The organism is Siccibacter colletis (assembly GCF_000696575.1).
GTDB lineage: Bacteria > Pseudomonadota > Gammaproteobacteria > Enterobacterales > Enterobacteriaceae > Siccibacter > Siccibacter colletis.
On sequence record NZ_JMSQ01000008.1, the window covers coordinates 14,450 to 31,587 of the forward strand.

Genomic DNA, 17,138 nt, shown 5'->3' on the forward strand with positions numbered 1-17,138 from the left:
ATGTCAGCCAGGCACCCGATTATTGCCGTGACCGGCTCCAGCGGAGCCGGTACCACCACCACCAGCCTCGCCTTCCGTAAGATTTTCACCCAGCTCAATCTGCACGCCGCCGAAATCGAGGGCGACAGCTTCCATCGCTATACCCGGCCTGAAATGGACATGGCGATCCGCAAAGCGCGCGATCTCGGTCGCCACATCAGCTACTTCGGCCCGGAAGCTAACGACTTTGGCCTGCTGGAAGAGACGTTCAGCCAATACGGGCGCAGCGGCAGCGGCCAGTCGCGTAAATACCTTCATACTTACGATGAAGCAGTGCCGTGGAATCAGGTTCCGGGCACCTTCACGCCGTGGCAGCCGCTCCCGGAGCCAACGGACGTGCTGTTCTACGAAGGGCTGCACGGCGGTGTGGTCACGCCACAGCACGACGTGGCGCAGCATGTGGATCTGCTGGTGGGCGTGGTGCCCATCGTTAACCTTGAATGGATCCAGAAGCTGGTGCGTGACACCAGCGAGCGCGGTCACTCGCGCGAGGCGGTAATGGACTCCGTGGTGCGTTCGATGGAGGATTACATCAACTTCATCACCCCGCAGTTCTCGCGCACCCATATCAACTTCCAGCGCGTGCCGACGGTGGATACCTCCAACCCATTCGCAGCGAAAACTATCCCGTCGCTGGACGAGAGTCTGGTGGTGATCCACTTCCGCAATCTGGAGGGCATCGATTACCCCTGGCTACTGGCCATGCTGCAGGGTTCATTTATTTCTCACATGAATACGTTAGTGGTGCCGGGCGGCAAGATGGGGCTGGCGATGGAGCTGATTATGATGCCGCTGGTGCAGCGGTTGATGGAAGGGAAAAAAATCGAATAACGGTGTGGCGCTGACTGCATGAAGCCTGTCAGCGCCGCCCTGCTGTCAGGCTTCAATCACCTCATACGAGTGGGTGATGTTCACCGCTTTCTCCAGCATCAACGCCACCGAGCAGTATTTCTCTGCCGAGAGCGACACCGCCCGCTCTACCGCCGCGTCTTTGAGCGCCTTACCGGTAACGATAAAGTGTAGATTAATGTGCGTGAACAGGCGCGGCGCCTCTTCCCGGCGTTCGGAGGTAAGCTTCACCTCGCAGTTGGTCACGTCGTGACGCCCCTTCTGCAGAATCGACACCACGTCAATCGCGCTGCAACCGCCCGCCGCCATCAGTACCATCTCCATCGGGCTTGGCGCTTTATCGCCGGAGTTGCCGTCCATCAGCACCTGATGCCCGGAGGCAGATTCACCCAGGAAGGTCAGGCCTTCCACCCATTTAACACGTGCCTGCATTTGCCTTCTCCTGACTTGCTGATTTGACGACAGATTACTCGTCGCCCGCAAAACAGGCAACGAAAGGCGACCTGCGTCAAGCTGAAACGAGACAATACAAGACACCCATGAAAAGCTATGCTAAAACAGTCTGGCTGTAATCATGTAACATTGATGTTATGCATGTATGCGGCGGATTTTACTCATTAAAGGCGACGAAATCTGACGAGCGCCACTTCCCGGGATGCGGGAATATATGACAGCAACCCCAGAGCAGGGGCATAACCCGGACTCTGGAGCCAGTTTATAACAGAGGATAACAGCGCATGGTGCTTGGCAAACCGCAAACAGACCCGACTCTTGAATGGTTCTTGTCTCATTGCCACATTCATAAGTACCCATCTAAGAGCACGCTGATTCACCAGGGTGAAAAAGCGGAAACGTTGTACTACATCGTTAAAGGCTCAGTGGCAGTGCTGATCAAAGATGAAGAAGGCAAGGAGATGATCCTGTCCTATCTGAATCAGGGTGACTTTATTGGCGAGCTTGGCCTGTTTGAAGAGGGCCAGGAGCGTAGCGCCTGGGTTCGCGCGAAAACCGCCTGTGAAGTCGCTGAGATCTCTTATAAAAAATTCCGCCAGCTGATCCAGGTGAACCCGGACATCCTGATGCGCCTCTCCTCGCAGATGGCGCGTCGCTTGCAGGTCACCTCCGAGAAAGTGGGCAACCTCGCCTTCCTCGACGTAACCGGCCGTATCGCCCAGACCCTGCTGAACCTTGCAAAGCAGCCTGACGCGATGACCCACCCGGACGGAATGCAGATCAAAATCACCCGTCAGGAAATTGGCCAGATCGTGGGCTGCTCCCGCGAAACCGTAGGCCGTATTCTGAAAATGCTGGAAGATCAGAACCTGATCTCCGCACACGGTAAAACCATCGTGGTTTACGGAACCCGTTAAGCCGCTTCGCAACGGCGTGTTACGCAAGTAGCACGCCGTTGTTGTCTCTGCTCGTTGGCTATGTGGCGCAGGCTGATTTACCACCCCGAAGTTAACTACGCACTCCGACAAACGCTGGTGCTCTGTATTCCCGTGGCGGTGGGCCTGATACTGGGCCATCTGCAACAGGGCTTGCTCTTCTCGCTGGTGCCTGCCTGCTGCAATATTGCCGGGCTGGATACACCTCATAAACGCTTCTTCAAACGCCTGTTTATCGGCGGCTCGCTGTTTGCCCTCAGTAGTCTCGCAGTCCAGCTTCTGCTTTATCAGCAACTTCCTCTGCCGATTATTCTGAGCGTCATGGCGCTGGTGCTTGGCGTGACGGCGGAGATCAGCAGCCTGCATGCGCGCCTGCTCCCGGCCTCGCTTATCGCCGCGATCTTTACCCTAAGCCTCGCCGGCAACATGCCGGTCTGGCAACCAATGCTCATCTACACCCTCGGCACGCTGTGGTACGGCGCGTTCAACTGGTTCTGGTTCTGGCTGTGGCGTGAACAGCCGCTGCGGGAGACACTCAGTCTGCTCTATCGCGAACTGGCGAGCTACTGTGAAGCGAAATACAGCATGCTTACCCGACATATCGACCCGGATACCGCGCTACCGCCATTGCTGGCACATCAGCAGAAGGTGGTGGATCTCATCAGCCAGTGTTATCAGCAGCTGCACATGCTGGCCGCCAACCGCCAGAATGATTACCGGCGCCTGCTGCGCGCGTTCCAGATTGCGCTCGACCTGCAGGAGCATATCTCGGTCAGCCTGCACCAGCCGGAAGAGGTACAAAAGCTGGTGAAGCAGACCCACGCCGAAAAAGTCATTCGCTGGACAGCGCAAACTGTCGCCGGCCGGCTGCGCACGCTTGCCGACGATATTCTCTATCACCGCTATCCGACGCGTTTTTCGATGGATAAGCAGAGCGAAGCGCTGGAAAAGATCGCCCGTCAGCATCCCGATAACCCGGTCGGACAATTTTTTGATTATCACTTCAGCCGCATCGCCCGCGTGCTGCGCACCCAGCGCCCTCTGTACGTGCGCGACATGATGGAGGACCGGCAGCGCCGCCTGCCGCTGTTCCCGGCGTTAAAAAGTTACCTCTCTTTTAAATCTGCGGCCCTGCGCAACGCCGCGCGTATCGCCGTGATGCTGAGCATCGCCAGCCTGGTGGGCAACGCGTTTCATCTGCCGAAACCGTACTGGATCCTGATGACCATTATGTTCGTTACCCAGAACGGCTACGGCGCCACGCGGGTGCGGATCTTCCACCGTGCTGGCGGCACCATGGCGGGGCTGCTGATTGCCGGCGTGGCGCTGCATTTCCACTTCCCGGAAGGATTCGCCCTGCTGGCGATGCTGGCGATTACGCTGGTGAGCTATCTGATCATCCGCAAAAGCTACGGCTGGGCGACGATCGGCTTTACCGTCACGGCGGTGTACACCCTGCAGCTGATTACCCTGAACGCCGAGCAGTTTATCCTGCCGCGCTTAGTCGATACCTTGATTGGCTGTCTGATTGCCTTTGGCGGGATGGTGTGGCTGTGGCCGCAGTGGCAGACCGGTCTGCTGCGGCAGAATGCGCACGATGCGCTGGAGGCGGATCAGGACGCGCTACGCCTGATCCTCAGTGATAACCCCGGGGCGACACCGCTGGCGTGGCAGCGTATGCGCGTGAACCAGGCGCACAACGCGGTGTATAACTCCCTTAACCAGGCGATGCAGGAGCCGGGCTTCAACACGCACTATCTGGCGGACATGAAGCTGTGGGTGACCCACAGTCAGTTCGTGGTCGAGCACATCAACGCCATCACAACGCTGGCCCGGGAACACAACATGCTGACGCCGCAGCTGGCCGAACGCTATCTGCAATCCTGTGAGATTGCCATTCAGCGCTGCCAGCAGCGGCTGGAGTATGACGCGCCGTCAGCGAGCAACGACGCAACCATCATCGAACCGCCAGAGTCGTTGCCCTCAGGCCCGCTCACCACCATGGAGCAGCACCTGCAGCGCATTCTCAGCCACCTGAGCACCATGCATACCATTTCGTCCGTGGCCTGGCGCCAGCGGCCTCAGCATGGGATCTGGTTGAAGCGACGGCTGCGCGGCGAAAGCTAATCAGCCGTTAACCACCTTACCTACCGCCGCGGCAAAGCGCGCCATCCCTTGGGCGATCTCATCTTCTTCCACCACCAGCGATGGGGCAAAACGCATCACGTTTGGCCCGGCATTCAGCACCATTACGCCTTCACTGGCAGCGGCATACAGCAGGTCACGCGCACACCCGGCGTACTGCGGTTGCAGCTCCGCACCGATAAGCAAACCCATACCACGAATATCACTGAACACGTCGTACTGCTGATTAATCTGCTGCAGGTGCGCAACGAACTGCTGGCGACGGGCAAGCACACCATCCAGCACCTCCGGGGTATTAATGATATCGAATGCCGCGCCCGCCACTGCGCAGGCCAGCGGGTTGCCACCGTAGGTAGAGCCGTGCGAACCAACGTGGAAAGCGCTGGCGATCTCCTGCGTCGTCAGCACGGCGCTGACCGGGAAGCCGCCGCCGAGCGCTTTGGCGCTGGTCAGAATATCCGGCGTCACGCCATAGTGCTGATAGGCGAACAGCGTGCCGCTGCGTCCCATGCCGCATTGCACTTCGTCAAACACCAGCAGCGCCTGATGCTGGTCGCAGAGTTCGCGCAGCCCCTGTAAGAATTCCGGCGTTGCGGCGGTCACTCCGCCCTCGCCCTGAATCGGCTCCACCACAATGGCGCAGGTGTGATCGTCCATCACCGCCTTCACCGCGTGCAGATCGTTGAACGGCACATGGATGATGTCAGCCGGTTTTGGCCCAAAGCCGTCGGAGTACTTCGGCTGCCCGCCGACCGAAACGGTGAACAGCGAGCGCCCGTGGAAGGCGTTATGGAAAGCGATGATCTTGCTTTTGTACGGGCTGTGGCGGGTGGAAGCGTAGTAACGCGCGAGCTTAAAGGCCGTTTCGTTGGCTTCGGTGCCGGAGTTCATAAACAGCACGCGTTCGGCAAAGGTGGCATCAATGATGTTGCGCGCCAGGCGCAGCGCAGGCTCGTTGGTGAAGACATTACTGGTGTGCCAGAGCGTTTCGCCCTGCGTTTTCAGCGCCTCAACCAGCGCAGGATGGCAGTGTCCGAGCGCCGTTACGGCAATACCACCCGCAAAGTCGATATACTCCTTGCCCTGCTGATCCCAGACGCGGCTTCCCTTGCCTTTGACCGGGATAAACTCGGCAGGTGCATAAATCGGCAGGATGACTTCATCGAATGTTGCCCGGGTGATTGCCGCTTGCTCAGTTGCCATGGAAACTCCATCATTTTTACGCGAACGCGATTATGAAAACATAATCACAAAATATGCATAAAAAATCACACAATGGCAACGAAAAGATCAGCGGTTCAGGAAGTTCGCCAGCAGCTGGTGGCCCTGCTCGCTGAGGATACTTTCCGGGTGGAACTGCACCCCTTCCAGATCCCACTCCCGATGACGAAGGCCCATAATTTCCCGGGTATCGCTCCAGGCTGTCACTTCAAAACTGGCAGGCAACGTTGCAGGTTCAACAATCAGAGAGTGGTACCGGGTGACGGTAAGCGGATTATTCAGGCCGGCAAACACGCCTTTGCCGGTGTGGGTAATGACGGAGGTCTTGCCGTGCATCACCTTCGCGGCGCGTACCACGCGTGCGCCAGAAGCCTGGGCAATGGCCTGATGACCCAGACAGACGCCGAGTATCGGCAGCTGTCCGGCATAGCGGCGGATCACCTCCAGCGAGATACCGGCATCATCGGGCGTACAGGGGCCAGGAGAGATAACAATTTTTTGCGGCCCGAGCGCGTCGATATCCGCCAGGGTCAGCTCATCATTGCGCTTTACCGTAACCTGCGCGCCCAGCTCGCAAAAGTACTGGTACAGGTTCCAGGTGAAAGAGTCATAGTTGTCGATAAGCAGTATCATAGCGGCTCCGTAACGTCGCGAACCGCGTCAGTTTACTCGCTTTCCCGCGCTTCGCTCACCACTTTGCTGAAAATGGTCTGTAACGGCGCCAGATCGCCCATCGCGCCCGCCTGATTTGCACTGCTCCAGGCTTGTGGGTCTACCTCGCGCCAGTCCAGCAGATACCCGGCGTGAAGTGCCAGCTGCTCAAAGAAGATACGCTGGGCCAGCCCGTTGCCGATGCGGAACGGATGCAGGACGTTGATCTCACAATAGTAGTGCGCGAGGCGCTCGATAAACGCGTCACGCTCCAGCCCCGCCAGATAGTCCTCGTCTTCCAGCGCCTGCATCAGGGCGTTGCCCTCTTTCTCAAGGTATTCGAAATGGCAAAAACGGGTATCGCCTTCGTAAATGTCCACTTCCCGCAGTTCGCCTGCCCAGTCGAACACGTCCTGATAGAGATGCTGATGAATGGCGCACAGGTGCGGCAGACCGCGAATCACCGGGCCGGGGCCGAGCGTGGCTGCACGCAGCGCGGTGAATTCATACGCCGCCTGCTCCAGACGCTGCGCCTGACGAATGCCGAGACGGTTTTTCATTACTTTCGAACCGGCATAGAGATAAGGGTCGCGCCCGTCGCCAAATTTATCGCTCATACTCCCCCCTTAACGTCTCTATACGCGCCAGCGCCTCTTCTTCGCTCAACTCCACCAGCGGGATCTCAACCCCCTCTAACCGGCGGCTGGCCTGAAAATTGAGATTGCGTTGCCGTTCCCATAGCCGGGACTTTTGTTTTTCGGTGAGTTTTTTAGTCATTGCGTCTCCCTCAACGTAACCTCATGTGCCACAAGTATAAGCAGCAATTTAAGGATGTGCCGTCAGGAAGAGACGATGCGGGTGGCGGGCACCCGCAGGGGAAGGAATTACGGCAGAACTTTCGCGGAGAGGATAACTACCGGTTTGGACGGCACATTCTGATACGGACCGACGTCGTGGGTTTGCACCTGCGAAATCTTATCGGCCACGTCCATGCCTTTCACAACTTTACCAAACACCGCATAGCCGAAATCGCGCTGGCCGTGGTCGAGGAATGCGTTATCGGCCACGTTCAGGAAGAACTGGCTGGTGGCGCTGTCTTTGTCAGCGGTGCGCGCCATCGAGATAGTGCCGCGGGTGTTACGCAGGCCGTTATCGGCTTCGTTTTTAATCGGTGGGTTCGGCTGCTTCTGCTGCATTTCAGCGGTGAAGCCGCCGCCCTGAATCATAAAGCCCGGGATCACGCGATGAAAGGTGGTGTTGTTGTAGTAACCACTGTTCACGTAATCGACGAAGTTCTTCACCGAAATCGGCGCTTTTTGATTATTTAATTCCAGCTCAATGTTGCCGGCAGAGGTGGTAAGCAGAACGTGAGTATCGCCTTTTGCCGCCAGTGCAGCCGGGGAGATTGCGGAAAGCGCTAAAACAGCCGCGACTGCCGCCAGTGTCGATTTGAGCATGAAAATTCCTTACGAAAGCGATGAGTGTTGCAAGTGGATTGATTCTAAAGAGCACCGATCGCAGGCGCCAGCCTTTTACTTATTTTTACGAAGATGTTTTAAGCTGTTTCAGCAAGGCAAACGTTATCGTATGATACACATCTGTGACAGAAGTCATGTATTGATGGGTTGGTTTCAGAAAACGCCTATCAAATTGTTTAATTACGTCACATGAATGCATAAAATCTGCACGCCCCTGCGCTGTCAACGCGCTTTACACATCTATTCACAGGCTCGCTATGACCAACAGCAACCGCTTACAGCTCACATGGATTAGCTATTTCTCCTACGCCCTCACTGGTGCGCTGGTAATTGTCACCGGGATGGTGATGGGAAATATCGCAGAATATTTTAATCTGCCGGTTTCCAGCATGAGTAACACCTTCACCTTCCTGAACGCCGGGATCCTGATTTCCATCTTCCTGAATGCCTGGCTGATGGAAATCATCCCGCTGAAAACCCAGCTGCGCTTCGGCTTTGTGCTGATGGTGCTCGCGGTTGCCGGGTTAATGCTGGGCCACAGCATCGCCCTGTTCTCTGCATCCATGTTTGTACTCGGCCTGGTGAGTGGGATCACCATGTCTATCGGTACCTTCCTCATCACCCATATGTATGAAGGCCGTAGCCGCGGTGCGCGTCTGCTGTTTACCGACTCCTTCTTCAGTATGGCCGGGATGATTTTCCCGATGCTGGCGGCGTGGCTGCTGGCGCGTACCATTGAGTGGTACTGGGTCTATGCGGCGATTGGTCTGGTGTACGTGGCTATCTTCGCGCTGACCTTCGGCTGTGAGTTCCCGGTACTGGGTAAAAAAGCGGTCACCACCAGCCAGCCGGTCGCCAAAGAAAAATGGGGTATTGGCGTACTGTTCCTGGCCGTTGCTGCACTCTGCTACATCCTCGGCCAGCTGGGCTTTATCGCCTGGGTACCTAAGTATGTGGAAGGGCTGGGCAAGAGCATTGGGGACCAGGGCCAGCTGGTGAGTAACTTCTGGATGTCGTACATGATCGGCATGTGGGCGTTCAGCTTCATCCTGCGCTTCTTCGATCTGCAGCGCATTCTGACCGTGCTGGCGGGCCTGGCTACGGTGCTGATGTACTTCTTCATCAACGGCAACCCGGAACACATGACGTGGTTTATTCTGGCACTGGGCTTCTTCTCCAGCGCGATTTACACCTCGATCATCACCCTGGGTTCGCTGCAGACTAAAGTCGCCTCGCCGAAGCTGGTTAACTTTATTCTGACCTGCGGCACCGTTGGCACCATGCTGACCTTCATCGTAACGGCACCGATTGTTGCCAGCCACGGCACCAAAGCGGCGCTGATGACGGCAAACGGCCTCTACGCTGTGGTCTTTATTATGTGCTTCGTGCTCGGCTTCGTGACGCGTCACCGCCAGCATGCCACTACCGCAGCGGCACATTAATCGCTGTCAGTCCCTCTCTGCGGAGAGGGACGTTTTTTCCTACCCCATTACCCCCCGCTCCGCTTGTTAACGTCAGGTTAAGTGAGTAATCCCAAATCAGTAGTCTCGCTTAAAAAACAGTCAAAAACCGCCCCTCAATAAATTGTCATACAATTCCAGCGCTTACAAAAAACATTACAATTCATAGGGATACCACCTAAGTAGTAGGCAAAGTCGTATTTGATCTATATCAATAAGATGGCGTGCTGAATCGTTAAGGTAGGAGGTAATAGAATAGAAATCGAGGCAAAAATGAGCAATGTCAGACTCGCTATAATTGGTAACGGCATGGTCGGGCACCGCTTTATCGAAGAGCTTCTCGATAAAGCCGAACCCGGTCAGTTTGAAATTACCGTTTTCTGTGAAGAGCCCCGTATCGCATACGATCGTGTCCACCTCTCCTCTTACTTTTCTCATCATACCGCTGAAGAACTCTCGCTGGTCCGCGAAGGCTGGTATGAAAAACGCGGCGTGCAGGTGCTGGTGGGCGAACGCGCCATCACCATTAACCGTCAGGAGAAGGTGATCCACTCCAGCGCCGGACGCACCGTTTATTACGACAAACTGATCATGGCGACCGGCTCCTATCCGTGGATCCCACCGATTAAAGGTTCAGATACCCAGGACTGCTTTGTTTACCGCACTATCGAAGATCTCAACGCCATCGAAGCCTGCGCGCGTCGCAGTAAACGCGGCGCGGTGGTCGGCGGCGGTCTGCTCGGCCTGGAAGCCGCGGGCGCGCTGAAAAACCTGGGCGTTGAAACGCACGTTATCGAATTCGCACCCATGCTGATGGCCGAACAGCTCGATCAGATGGGCGGCGAGCAGCTGCGTCGTAAAATCGAAAGCATGGGCGTGCGCGTCCACACCAGCAAAAATACCCAGGAGATCGTCCAGCAGGGCACCGAGGCGCGTAAAACCATGCATTTCGCCGACGGCAGCGAGCTGGAAGTCGATTTCATCGTCTTCTCCACCGGTATCCGCCCACGCGATAAGCTGGCGAATCAATGCGGCCTCGCCATCGCTCAGCGCGGCGGGATCATGGTGAACGATGTCTGCCAGACGTCCGACCCGGATATTTACGCTATCGGCGAGTGCGCCAGCTGGAACAACCGCGTGTACGGTCTGGTGGCCCCGGGCTACAAAATGGCGCAGGTAACCGTCGATCATCTGCTGGGTCATGAAAATGCCTTTGCAGGGGCCGACCTGAGCGCCAAGCTGAAGCTGCTCGGTGTCGACGTAGGCGGTATCGGCGATGCTCACGGCCGTACGCCGGGCGCGCGCAGCTACGTCTATCTCGACGAAAGCAAAGAGGTCTACAAACGGCTTATCGTCAGCCCGGATAACAAAACCCTGCTCGGCGCGGTGCTGGTGGGCGACACTAGCGACTACGGCAACCTGCTGCAGCTGGTGCTGAACGCCATCGAACTGCCGGAAAACCCGGACGCGTTGATCCTCCCGGCGCACGCCAGCAGCGGCAAGCCCTCTATCGGCGTCGATAAACTGCCTGACAGCGCGCAAATCTGCTCCTGCTTCGACGTCACGAAAGGCGACCTGGTTGCCGCCATTGGGCGCGGCTGCCACACCGTTGCGGCGCTGAAAGCCGAAACCAAAGCCGGTACCGGCTGCGGCGGCTGCATCCCGCTGGTGACCCAGGTGCTGAACGCCGAGCTGGCGAAACAGGGCATCGAGGTAACCAACAACCTCTGTGAACATTTCGCCTTCTCGCGCCAGGAGCTGTATCACCTCATTCGCGTCGAAGGCATCAAATCCTTCGACGAGCTGCTGGCGAAATACGGCAAAGGCTACGGCTGTGAAGTGTGTAAACCGACCGTCGGTTCACTGCTCGCCTCCTGCTGGAATGAATACGTGCTCAAACCGCAGCACACGCCGCTGCAGGATACCAACGACAACTTCCTGGCAAACATCCAGAAAGACGGCACCTACTCGGTGATCCCACGCTCTGCCGGAGGCGAAATCACGCCGGAAGGGCTGATGGAAGTGGGCCGTATTGCCCGCGAATTCAACCTTTACACCAAAATCACCGGTTCGCAGCGCATCGGTCTGTTCGGGGCGCAGAAAGACGACCTGCCGGAAATCTGGCGTCAGCTGATCAGCGCCGGCTTCGAAACCGGCCACGCCTATGCGAAAGCGCTGCGCATGGCGAAAACCTGCGTCGGCAGCACCTGGTGCCGCTACGGTGTCGGCGACAGCGTCGGCTTCGGCGTCGAGCTGGAGAACCGCTACAAAGGCATCCGCACGCCGCACAAAATGAAGTTTGGCGTTTCCGGCTGCACGCGTGAATGCGCGGAAGCCCAGGGTAAAGACGTCGGCATCATCGCCACCGAGAAAGGCTGGAACCTCTACGTCTGCGGCAACGGCGGCATGAAACCACGCCACGCTGACCTGCTGGCGGCCGACCTCGATCGCGAAACGCTGCTGCACTACCTCGATCGCTTCATGATGTTCTACATCCGCACCGCCGATAAGCTGCAGCGCACTTCAGTCTGGCTGGAAAACCTGGAAGGCGGCATCGACTACGTCAAGAGCGTTATCATCGACGACAAGCTGGGCCTGAATGCGCAGCTGGAAGCAGAAATGGCCCGCCTGCGCGACGCGGTGATCTGCGAATGGACCGAAACGGTCAACGATCCGCAGGCGCAGGTACGTTTCAGACACTTCATTAACAGCGACCGCCGTGACCCGAATGTGCAGGTGGTGAATGAGCGCCAGCAGCATCGTCCGGCTACGCCATATGAACGTATCCCCGTCACCCTTGTGGAGGAAACCGTATGAGCCAGTGGAATACGATTTGTCAGATAGACGACATCATCCCGGCCACCGGCGTCTGTGCGCTGGTGGGCGATCAACAGGTCGCCATCTTCCGCCCCGGCAAAGAAGAACAGGTCTACGCCATCAGCAATATCGACCCGTTCTTTGAGTCCAGCGTGCTTTCCCGCGGGTTGATTGCCGAACACCAGGGCGAGCTGTGGGTTGCCAGTCCGCTGAAAAAACAGCGCTTCCGCCTGCGCGACGGGCTGTGCATGGAAGATGAGAGCCGCTCGGTCGCCCATTACGAGACGCGCGTCCAGGACGGCATGGTCCAGGTGAAAAACTGATAATCCGGGGGCGCAAGGCCCCCGTTTTTTTACCCGCTCCCGACCGGAGCCAGCGAATTCTTTTTAATCCTGAGGCATTACTATGTTTACCGACACGATCAATAAGTGTGCGGCCAACGCGGCACGCATCGCACGACTGAATAAAGAGAGTCCGCTCGGCTTCTGGATCGGCTCAGCGATGGCGGGCGCCTATGTTGGCATGGCTATTATTCTCATCTTCACCCTTGGCAATCTGCTCGAACCTGCGGTGCGTCCGCTGGTGATGGGAGCCACCTTTGGTATCGCCCTGACGCTGGTCATCATCGCTGGCTCCGAGCTGTTCACCGGCCACACGATGTTTCTTACCTTCGGCGTGAAAGCCGGCACCATCAACCAGCGGCAGATGTGGACTATCCTGCCACAGACCTGGCTCGGAAACCTGATGGGGTCGGTGTTTGTCGCCCTGCTATACGCCTGGGGTGGCGGTAGCCTGCTGCCGGTGGATACCAGCCTGCTGCACACCGCGGCACTGGCGAAAACCAGCGCGCCGGCAGCGGTGCTGTTCTTCAAGGGGGCGCTGTGTAACTGGCTGGTATGCCTGGCAATCTGGATGGCAATCCGCACTGAAGGCGCCGGGAAGTTCATCGCCATCTGGTGGTGCCTGCTGGCATTTATCGCTTCCGGCTACGAGCACTCTGTCGCTAACATGACGCTGTTCGCCCTCTCCTGGTTCGGCCATCACAGCGAGACCTACACCCTTTCAGGTATCGGCCATAACCTTTTGTGGGTAACCCTGGGCAACACCCTTTCCGGTGCCGTATTTATGGGGCTGGGTTATTGGTATGCTACGCCTGAAGCGGAGCGTCCCGGTACGGAGACCGTCGCGATAACCAAGGCTGCGGCCAATAATTAAGAGGTAATGTCGTGGATCACCTGCCCATATTTTGCCAGTTACGCGATCGTGACTGCCTGCTGGTTGGCGGCGGCGATGTTGCGGAGCGTAAAGCCCGTCTGCTGCTGGACGCTGGCGCCCGCCTCACTGTTAACGCCCTGCGCTTCGACCCGCAGTTTACCGTCTGGGCCGATGCCGGTGCGTTAACGCTGGCGCAGGGCGCGTTTGATGAAGCCCTGCTGGATACCTGTTGGCTGGTGATCGCCGCCACCGATGACGATGCAGTCAATCAACAGGTCAGCGACGCCGCTGAAGCGCGGCGGATCTTCTGTAACGTGGTGGACGCACCGAAACAAGCCAGCTTTATCATGCCGTCGATAATTGACCGTTCGCCGCTGATGGTGGCCGTCTCGTCGGGCGGCACCTCACCGGTGCTGGCTCGCCTGCTGCGCGAAAAACTGGAAGCGCTGCTGCCGCAGCATCTCGGCAAGGTGGCCCACTATGCCGGTCAGTTGCGCGGTCGGGTGAAGCAGACGTTCAGCGCCATGAGCGAACGCCGCCGCTTCTGGGAGAAATTCTTCGTCAACGATCGCCTGGCGCAGTCGCTGGCCAATGAGGATGCGGCGGCGGTAGAGGCCATTACCGGGACGCTGTTCAGCGAGCCGCTGGAAAATCGCGGTGAAGTGGTGCTGGTGGGCGCCGGACCGGGGGATGCGGGCCTGCTGACCCTCAAAGGTTTACAGCAGATCCAGCAGGCGGACATCGTGGTCTACGACCGCCTGGTGTCCGATGAGATCATGAACCTGGTGCGCCGCGACGCCGATCGCGTGTTTGTCGGCAAGCGCGCCGGCTATCATTGCGTGCCGCAGGAGGAGATTAATCAGATCCTGCTGCGCGAAGCCCAGCGCGGCAAGCGTGTGGTGCGACTTAAGGGTGGCGATCCGTTTATCTTCGGGCGCGGCGGCGAAGAGCTGGAAACGCTGTGCCACGCCGGGATCCCGTTCTCGGTAGTTCCCGGGATCACCGCCGCCTCTGGCTGCTCCGCCTATGCGGGTATCCCGCTGACCCATCGCGATTACGCCCAGAGCGTGCGGCTGGTTACCGGCCACCTGAAAAGCGGCGGCGCGATGGACTGGCACAATCTGGCCGCAGAACAGCAGACGCTGGTGTTTTATATGGGTCTGAACCAGGCGGCAACGATTCAGGAGAAGCTGCTGGAGCACGGCATGGCAGCGGATATGCCGGTGGCGCTGGTCGAGAACGGCACCGCGGTTAAACAGCGCGTGGTGGACGGGGTGCTGACGCAGCTGGGCGAACTGGCGACTCAGGTAGAAAGCCCGAGCCTGATTATCGTCGGGCGGGTGGTGGCTCTGCGCAACAAGCTCAACTGGTTTTCAAGCCACTAAACGTCAGGCGTAAAAAAGGCAGGTTACCCTGCCTTTTTCTTTTGGTTTACGGCTGCCTTACAGCGGCTTGCCGACGAAACCAATCGCGTCATACACCTTCTTCAGGGTTTCAGACGCGCGGGCACTCGCTTTTTCTGCCCCGTCTTTCATCACCTGATTCAGGAACGCTTCGTCGTTGCGATAGCGGTGATAGCGCTCCTGCAGCTCGGTGAGCATGCCGGACACAGCTTCCGCCACTTCCCCTTTGAGATGACCATACATTTTGCCATCAAAGTGCTGTTCCAGCTCCGCGATGCTCTGGCCGGTGACGCCGGAGAGAATATCCAGCAGGTTGGAAACCCCAGGTTTGTTCACCACGTCGTAACGTACCACCGGCGGCTCATCGGAGTCGGTCATCGCGCGTTTCAGTTTCTTCACCACCGCTTTCGGATCTTCCAGCAGGCCGATAACGTTGTTGCGATTGTCGTCAGACTTGGACATCTTTTTGGTCGGGTCCAGCAGGGACATCACGCGCGCGCCAGATTTCGGAATGAACGGCTCAGGCACTTTGAAAATCTCACCGTAAATGGCGTTGAAGCGGCTCGCCACGTCGCGGCTCAGCTCAAGATGCTGCTTCTGATCTTCGCCTACCGGCACCTGATTGGTCTGATACAGCAGAATATCCGCCGCCATCAGCACCGGGTAATCAAACAGCCCGGCGTTAATGTTCTCTTCGTAACGCGCCGATTTATCTTTGAACTGGGTCATACGGCTCAGCTCGCCGAAGTAGGTGTAGCAGTTCAGCGCCCATCCCAGCTGCGCGTGCTCAGGCACGTGGGACTGCACGAAGATGGTGCTTTTGGCCGGGTCGATGCCACAGGCGAGATAAAGCGCCAGGGTATCGAGGGTGGCTTTGCGCAGCTTCTCAGGATCCTGACGCACGGTAATTGCATGCTGATCGACGATGCAGTAAATGCAGTGGTACTCATCCTGCATGTTTACCCACTGACGCAGCGCACCCATGTAGTTACCAATGGTCAATTCACCTGACGGCTGCGCGCCACTAAAAACGATGGGCTTACTCATTTTCTGATTCCTGATTGTCACTGTGCGAAAGCCCGAAGACGGGCAGAATGTCACGGAAGCGATCGAACACCATGTCCGGTTTGCTCAGCGTAATCGCTTCACCGTAGTTGTAGCCGTAGGTCAGGCCGACGGAAACGAATCCGGCAGCCTGCGCGGCGAGAATATCATTGCGCGAATCGCCGACAAACAGCAGCGACTGCGGAGCCAGCTCCAGCTGTTTTGCCACCAGCAGCAGCGGTTCCGGATGCGGCTTTTTGTTTTCCACATCGTCACCGCCAATCACCACGCTGAAGTAGCGCGCAATGCCGAGGGATTCCAGCAGCGGGGCGACAAACGGCGTCGGCTTATTGGTCACCAGCGCCATCGGCGTACCGTTAGCATGCAGCGCGGCCAGGGTCGTTTCCACATCCGGGAACAGGAAACTGCCCTCTTCCACGCTGGCGGCGTAATAGCGGTCGAACAGCTTACGCAGCACCCGCGCTTGCTCTTCCTGAGGAATATCAGCGTCGTCGATAGCCGGTTTACCGGAGGCGGCACGCAGTGCTGCCCTCTCCTGACGCGCCCAGTTCAGCGCACGCTCCATCAGCACATCCGCGCCGTTACCAATCCAGGTAATCACCCGCGCTTCGCCTGGCTGGGGCAGTTCGAGCGCATACAGCGCCATATCCACGGCGTGCGCCAGACCCGGCGCGCTGTCTACCAGCGTTCCATCGAGGTCAAACGCCACGCCGCGCAGGTTGGCTGACTTATCCATGCTGCACCTTCGCCAGTTCACTACGCATCTCGTCGATGACCGCTTTGTAATCCGGCGTGTCGAAAATCGCCGAACCGGCGACAAACATATCCGCGCCCGCCGCTGCGATGTCGGCAATGTTGTTCACCTTTACGCCACCGTCTACTTCCAGACGAATATCACGGCCGGACGCATCAATACGCTGGCGCACGTCGCGCAGCTTATCGAGCGTATGCGGGATAAAGGACTGGCCGCCGAAGCCCGGGTTAACCGACATCAGCAGGATGACGTCGAGCTTATCCATCACGTGATCGAGGTAACTTAGCGGCGTGGCCGGATTAAACACCAGGCCCGCTTTACAGCCGTGCTCTTTGATGAGCTGCAGCGAACGATCGATGTGCTCGGAGGCTTCCGGGTGGAAAGTAATGAAGCTGGCACCCGCCGCGGCGAAGTCGGGAATGATGCGATCCACAGGTTTAACCATCAGATGCACGTCGATCGGTGCGGTAATGCCGTAGTTACGCAGCGCCTTCAATACCATCGGCCCGATGGTAAGGTTTGGCACGTAGTGGTTATCCATCACATCGAAGTGCACGACATCAGCACCCGCTGCCAGCACCTTTGCGGTGTCTTCACCCAGCCTGGCGAAATCCGCCGACAGAATAGAGGGGGCAATCAAAAACTGTTTCATC

Annotated in this window: 17 protein-coding genes; 8 read left to right on the forward strand and 9 right to left on the reverse strand. The window is 57.8% G+C overall.

Annotated features, from left to right (window positions below):
- Entirely contained in the window at nt 1–870 is an 870-nt protein-coding gene (locus ET34_RS0110200; RefSeq protein WP_031521747.1) for a phosphoribulokinase, read from the forward strand.
- A 45-nt stretch (nt 871–915) separates the two neighbouring features.
- Here the strand turns inward: ET34_RS0110200 and ET34_RS0110205 are convergent, their stop codons facing one another.
- Nucleotides 916–1,320, reverse strand: a complete 405-nt coding sequence (locus ET34_RS0110205; protein WP_031521749.1) for an OsmC family protein — start codon at nt 1,318–1,320, stop codon at nt 916–918.
- 305 nt (nt 1,321–1,625) lie between these two features.
- On the opposite strand from ET34_RS0110205, the gene crp reads away from it, so the two are divergent.
- On the forward strand, nt 1,626–2,258 hold the full coding sequence (crp, locus tag ET34_RS0110210) for a cAMP-activated global transcriptional regulator CRP (protein ID WP_000242758.1): 633 nt from the start codon (nt 1,626–1,628) through the stop codon (nt 2,256–2,258).
- A 60-nt stretch (nt 2,259–2,318) separates the two neighbouring features.
- Nucleotides 2,319–4,403 (forward strand): YccS/YhfK family putative transporter, encoded by a 2,085-nt coding sequence (locus ET34_RS0110215; protein ID WP_031521752.1) that lies wholly within the window; start codon nt 2,319–2,321, stop codon nt 4,401–4,403.
- On the opposite strand, the gene argD is transcribed toward ET34_RS0110215, so the two are convergent.
- The 5 genes from argD to ppiA form a co-directional block, all read right to left on the reverse strand.
- The gene (gene argD / locus ET34_RS0110220; protein ID WP_031521753.1) at nt 4,404–5,624 is read right to left on the reverse strand and encodes a bifunctional acetylornithine/succinyldiaminopimelate transaminase; all 1,221 of its coding nucleotides are present in this window, start codon (nt 5,622–5,624) and stop codon (nt 4,404–4,406) included. It lies immediately after the preceding gene.
- A gap of 87 nt (nt 5,625–5,711) precedes the next feature.
- On the reverse strand, nt 5,712–6,275 hold the full coding sequence (gene pabA, locus ET34_RS0110225; protein ID WP_031521755.1) for an aminodeoxychorismate synthase component 2: 564 nt from the start codon (nt 6,273–6,275) through the stop codon (nt 5,712–5,714).
- A gap of 32 nt (nt 6,276–6,307) precedes the next feature.
- Nucleotides 6,308–6,910 carry a putative adenosine monophosphate-protein transferase Fic gene (locus ET34_RS0110230; RefSeq protein ID WP_031521757.1) on the reverse strand — a complete coding sequence of 201 codons (603 nt, stop codon included), beginning with the start codon at nt 6,908–6,910 and terminating at the stop codon, nt 6,308–6,310.
- Nucleotides 6,900–7,070, reverse strand: coding sequence for a YhfG family protein (locus tag ET34_RS21770; RefSeq protein WP_072002007.1), 171 nt, complete (start codon nt 7,068–7,070; stop codon nt 6,900–6,902). Before ET34_RS21770 ends, ET34_RS0110230 begins: the two co-directional genes overlap by 11 nt.
- Before the next feature lie 107 nt (nt 7,071–7,177).
- On the reverse strand, nt 7,178–7,750 hold the full coding sequence (ppiA, locus tag ET34_RS0110240) for a peptidylprolyl isomerase A (protein ID WP_031521758.1): 573 nt from the start codon (nt 7,748–7,750) through the stop codon (nt 7,178–7,180).
- A 278-nt stretch (nt 7,751–8,028) separates the two neighbouring features.
- On the opposite strand from ppiA, the gene tsgA reads away from it, so the two are divergent.
- From tsgA to cysG, 5 genes are all read left to right on the forward strand, one after another.
- The gene (tsgA, locus tag ET34_RS0110245; RefSeq protein WP_031521760.1) at nt 8,029–9,213 is read left to right on the forward strand and encodes an MFS transporter TsgA; all 1,185 of its coding nucleotides are present in this window, start codon (nt 8,029–8,031) and stop codon (nt 9,211–9,213) included.
- Nucleotides 9,214–9,504: 291 nt separating this feature from the next.
- A complete protein-coding gene (gene nirB, locus ET34_RS0110250; protein WP_031521761.1) occupies nt 9,505–12,048 on the forward strand; it encodes a nitrite reductase large subunit NirB in 2,544 nt (847 codons plus the stop codon).
- Nucleotides 12,045–12,371, forward strand: a complete 327-nt coding sequence (nirD, locus tag ET34_RS0110255) for a nitrite reductase small subunit NirD (protein ID WP_031521763.1) — start codon at nt 12,045–12,047, stop codon at nt 12,369–12,371. Before nirB ends, nirD begins: the two co-directional genes overlap by 4 nt.
- 82 nt (nt 12,372–12,453) lie before the next feature.
- A complete protein-coding gene (nirC, locus tag ET34_RS0110260) occupies nt 12,454–13,263 on the forward strand; it encodes a nitrite transporter NirC (RefSeq protein WP_031521764.1) in 810 nt (269 codons plus the stop codon).
- 11 nt (nt 13,264–13,274) lie between these two features.
- A complete protein-coding gene (gene cysG / locus ET34_RS0110265; protein ID WP_031521766.1) occupies nt 13,275–14,648 on the forward strand; it encodes a siroheme synthase CysG in 1,374 nt (457 codons plus the stop codon).
- 57 nt (nt 14,649–14,705) lie between these two features.
- Here cysG and trpS read toward each other — a convergent pair whose 3' ends face one another.
- Genes trpS through rpe form a run of 3 tightly spaced genes read right to left on the reverse strand, consistent with a single transcriptional unit; the run spans nt 14,706 to nt 17,137 of the window.
- Nucleotides 14,706–15,713: a tryptophan--tRNA ligase gene (gene trpS, locus ET34_RS0110270; RefSeq protein ID WP_031521767.1), complete on the reverse strand. Its 1,008-nt coding sequence runs from the start codon at nt 15,711–15,713 to the stop codon at nt 14,706–14,708.
- On the reverse strand, nt 15,706–16,467 hold the full coding sequence (gene gph / locus ET34_RS0110275; protein ID WP_031521769.1) for a phosphoglycolate phosphatase: 762 nt from the start codon (nt 16,465–16,467) through the stop codon (nt 15,706–15,708). The genes trpS and gph overlap by 8 nt, the downstream gene beginning before the upstream one ends.
- On the reverse strand, nt 16,460–17,137 hold the full coding sequence (gene rpe, locus ET34_RS0110280) for a ribulose-phosphate 3-epimerase (RefSeq protein WP_031521770.1): 678 nt from the start codon (nt 17,135–17,137) through the stop codon (nt 16,460–16,462). Before rpe ends, gph begins: the two co-directional genes overlap by 8 nt.
- Nucleotide 17,138: the final 1 nt, after the last annotated feature.